Raw genomic sequence first — 3,374 nt, forward strand, 5'->3', positions numbered from 1 at the left:
TTTTACCCAGCGTGCTTACCCACTGTCCACCAGCGAGCGGCCGACCGGCGACGCCGCTGACGGCGGTCAGGCGGCCCGCCAGCCGCGGCAAAATTCGATCATGATGCATCTGGGCCGTGGAAATGACAACGTCGTAAACGCGTAGTCGCATGCGCGTGCCGTGAACGCGTAATCGCCTGTCGAAAGGAGCGGCCATGGCCGGAGCCCCGTTCACGATGGAGGTCGAGCTCGGCAAAATCCGCGAGTTCGCCCGCGCCACCAAGTCGTCCAACCCTGGCTATCTGACGGCCGACGTGCCGGTGTCGCCGGCGACCTTTCTGGCCACGGCCGCCTTCTGGACGGGACCCGAGAACGCCCCACCCATGGAGGAGATCGGCGATCCGGCCCGCATCCTGCACGGTGAACAGGAGTTTGTCTTCCACGGTGAGCCGCCGCGGGCCGGTACCCGCCTCGTCGGCCAGACCCGCATCGCCAACAGCTACGACAAGCGGGGCAAGCGCGGGGGAAGCATGCGGCTCGTCGAACTCGTCACCGAGTTCCGCACGCCCGAGGGCCGGCTCGTGGCCGAGTCGAAGACCACTGTCATCGTCACCAGCCAGGCACCGGCGGAAGGGCCCACGGCATCATGACGAACGCTACGACCATCAGGACCAATCCCACGACCTGGGACGAGCTCCAGCTCGGGGTGACCGCGGCACCCTTCACCGACGCGCCGCTCACCCGTACGGACTTTGTCCGCTACCAGGGCGCGTCCGGGGACATGAACCCGATCCATCACGACGAACAGTTCGCGCGGGCCGCGGGCTTCCCGACCGTTTTCGCGGTCGGGATGCTGCCGGCCGGCATCCTCGCGACCTATGCCACCGACTGGCTGGGCGCGGCGAACATCCGCCGGTTCCAGGTGCGGTTCGGGGAACAGGCATGGCCGGACGACGTCCTGACATACACCGGCCGCGTAGCTGGCCGGCGCGAGGAGAACGGCCGGCGTCTGGTCGACGTCGAGCTCACCGCGACCCGCCAGACCGGCGGTGTCCATCTCAGGGGCTCGGCGACCTTCATCGTCACGTAGGCATCTCCCACCGGCAGGCTGGTCGAGCTGGCGGGAAGGCGTCCCAGCGCTTCAATCGTCCAGCCGATTCAACGGTTTCAGTGGCCCGCGGACCCCATGGCGCGTGAGGATGCACCGGGATCCAACCAGCCTTGGGCGGTATCCCCGCCACCAGGCCAATCGATGATCAATAACAAACCAGCACGTCAAACACGTCCACAGCATCATGTGGAACAGCGGTACAGCACCATCCGACATTGGAGATAGATCATGACAGTGGAAGTGCGGGCATGACCGGGATCTGCGAGGGGCGCATCGTCGTCGTCACCGGGGCCGGCAACGGTATCGGCCGCGAGCACGCGAAGCTGTTCGCCCAGGAGGGCGCCAAGGTCGTCGTCAACGACCTCGGCGGCAGCCGGGACGGCTCGGGGGCCTCGGCCGGCCCCGCCCAGACCGTCGTCGACGAGATCAGGGCCGCCGGTGGGGAGGCCGTCGCCAACACCGACGACATCTCCAGCTGGGACGGCAGCAAGAACCTCATTCAGCAGGCCATAGACACCTTCGGCGGGCTGGACGTCGTCGTGAACAACGCCGGCATCCTGCGTGACCGGATGCTCGCGAACATGAGCGAGGCCGAGTGGGACGCGGTTATCAAGGTGCACCTGAAGGGCACCTTCGGACCGACCCGCCACGCCGCCGCCTATTGGCGTGACCGGGCCAAGGCCGGCCAGCCCAACGACGCGCGAATCATCAACACCACGTCACCGTCCGGCCTGTTCGGCAATGTTGGACAGTCCAATTACGGCGCGGCCAAAGCGGGTATCGCGGCCTTCACTGTGATCACCGCGCAGGAGCTGGGCCGCTACGGGGTGACCGTCAACGCGATCTCGCCGACCGCGCTGACCCGGCTGACCGAGGACCTGGCCTCCGTGCAGGCCATCAAGGATGCCTCCGGCGACGCCGATCCGCTGGCGCCGGAGAACATCTCCCCGACCGTGGTCTGGTTGGGGAGCACCGCTTCGAAGGACGTCACCGGCCGGGTGTTCGCGGTGTTCGGTGGCAACATCACCGTCGTCGAAAGCTGGGTCAACGGCCCGAGCGTCGACCGTCAGGGGCGCTGGTCGCCAGGAGAGCTGTCCGAGGTCATCCCGGACCTGGTCGCGAAGGCGGCGCCCGGGGCCGACATGACGGGCAACCGGCCCGTCCAGGGCTGAAAAGAGCGGGGCTGGGGCGCGCCGTCGCGATGCGGATGCGGATGCGGATGCGTGCCCCAGCCCCGCGACGCCACGCCCCTGTTGCCGGTCGGCAACAGGGGTGCCTGATGGCTGGTGGTCGATGCAGACCATGATCTAGAAAGGGGAGCGCAAGCGCGCCGTCGTCCGGGACGGCGCGCCGCGACCGGTTCCAGCACCTTCGACAGCAGCGTCCCGCCGACACAGGCACCGACGGCGGTCGTCGGGCCGAGTGGGCCGAGCGGGGAACAGCCGAAGAACTGGCCGAGGCCCACATTGCCCGGCCCTCGACCAGCGCATCCAGAGTCGTCTCGAACCTGTCGTCGGCGACGACCACGTCCCCGGCGGCCCGCGCTGCCGGAATGCCGCGTTTCCCAAGAGCGATCCCGACGTCAGCGAGGCCGGATCGCGGGCGCGTCGTTGGCCCCGTCACCGGTCATCGCGACCATCTTGCCGAGCCGCTGACACGACCGGATGACCCGCACCTTGTGCGCCGGTGTCCCGCGGGCCACCACCGACACCTCGGGCAGCACCGCGTCCAGCACATCGCCATCCAGCGCATCGATCTCCATACCGGTCATCACCCGGCCGCTGTCAAGCACCCCGAGTTCGGTGGCGATGCTCTCCGCCGTACTTGTGCGCCCAGCGCGATCCTGCCTCGTGTGAGCGTGCCGGTCTTGTCGAAACACAGCACGTCCACCCGGCCGAGAGGCTCGATGGTCCGCGGGTTTCGCACCAGTGCCCCGCGGGCGGACAGCCGTCGGGCCGCGGAGAGCTGGGCGGCCGTGGCGAGAAACGGCAGGCCCTCGGGCACCGCGGCAACGGCCAGCGCCACGCCAGCGCCACGCGTGTCACGGATGGGCAGCCCACGGATGAGCCCGGACGCGAGCAGTGTCCCGGTCGCGCCGGCCACCGCCGGCGGCCACGGTGGTCCCTCGTACACCATGAAGCTCGGTGCTTAGTGGTCGCCGCCGGAAGTTGTTCGGGGGGTGCCGGATGACAGACGGATGCATCGTGAGGCGGAGAAGGCCCAGGTAGCGGTGTTCTACCTGGGCCGACGGCAACGAGGCGAGGCGCCGTCTGGCGCCGGCAGA

General features: G+C 68.7%; 3 protein-coding genes and 1 pseudogene. 3 read left to right on the forward strand and 1 reads right to left on the reverse strand.

The features are described from left to right. Positions 1 to 194 precede the first annotated feature (194 nt). From MJ783_RS13650 to MJ783_RS13660, 3 genes are all read left to right on the forward strand, one after another. A complete protein-coding gene (locus MJ783_RS13650; RefSeq protein ID WP_239310808.1) occupies positions 195 to 629 on the forward strand; it encodes a MaoC family dehydratase N-terminal domain-containing protein in 435 nt (144 codons plus the stop codon). After that, positions 626 to 1,069 (forward strand): MaoC/PaaZ C-terminal domain-containing protein, encoded by a 444-nt coding sequence (locus tag MJ783_RS13655; protein ID WP_239310809.1) that lies wholly within the window; start codon positions 626 to 628, stop codon positions 1,067 to 1,069. The genes MJ783_RS13650 and MJ783_RS13655 overlap by 4 nt, the downstream gene beginning before the upstream one ends. A 269-nt stretch (positions 1,070 to 1,338) precedes the next feature. Next, positions 1,339 to 2,262, forward strand: a complete 924-nt coding sequence (locus MJ783_RS13660; protein WP_239310810.1) for an SDR family oxidoreductase — start codon at positions 1,339 to 1,341, stop codon at positions 2,260 to 2,262. 283 nt (positions 2,263 to 2,545) lie between these two features. On the opposite strand, the pseudogene MJ783_RS23700 reads toward MJ783_RS13660, so the two are convergent. After that, positions 2,546 to 3,199, reverse strand: a pseudogene (locus MJ783_RS23700) (HAD-IC family P-type ATPase); the annotation flags it as partial. Positions 3,200 to 3,374 lie beyond the last annotated feature (175 nt).

Origin of the sequence: Protofrankia sp. Cj3 (assembly GCF_917627355.1) — a bacterium.
In the GTDB taxonomy this organism is placed as follows: domain Bacteria; phylum Actinomycetota; class Actinomycetes; order Frankiales; family Frankiaceae; genus Protofrankia.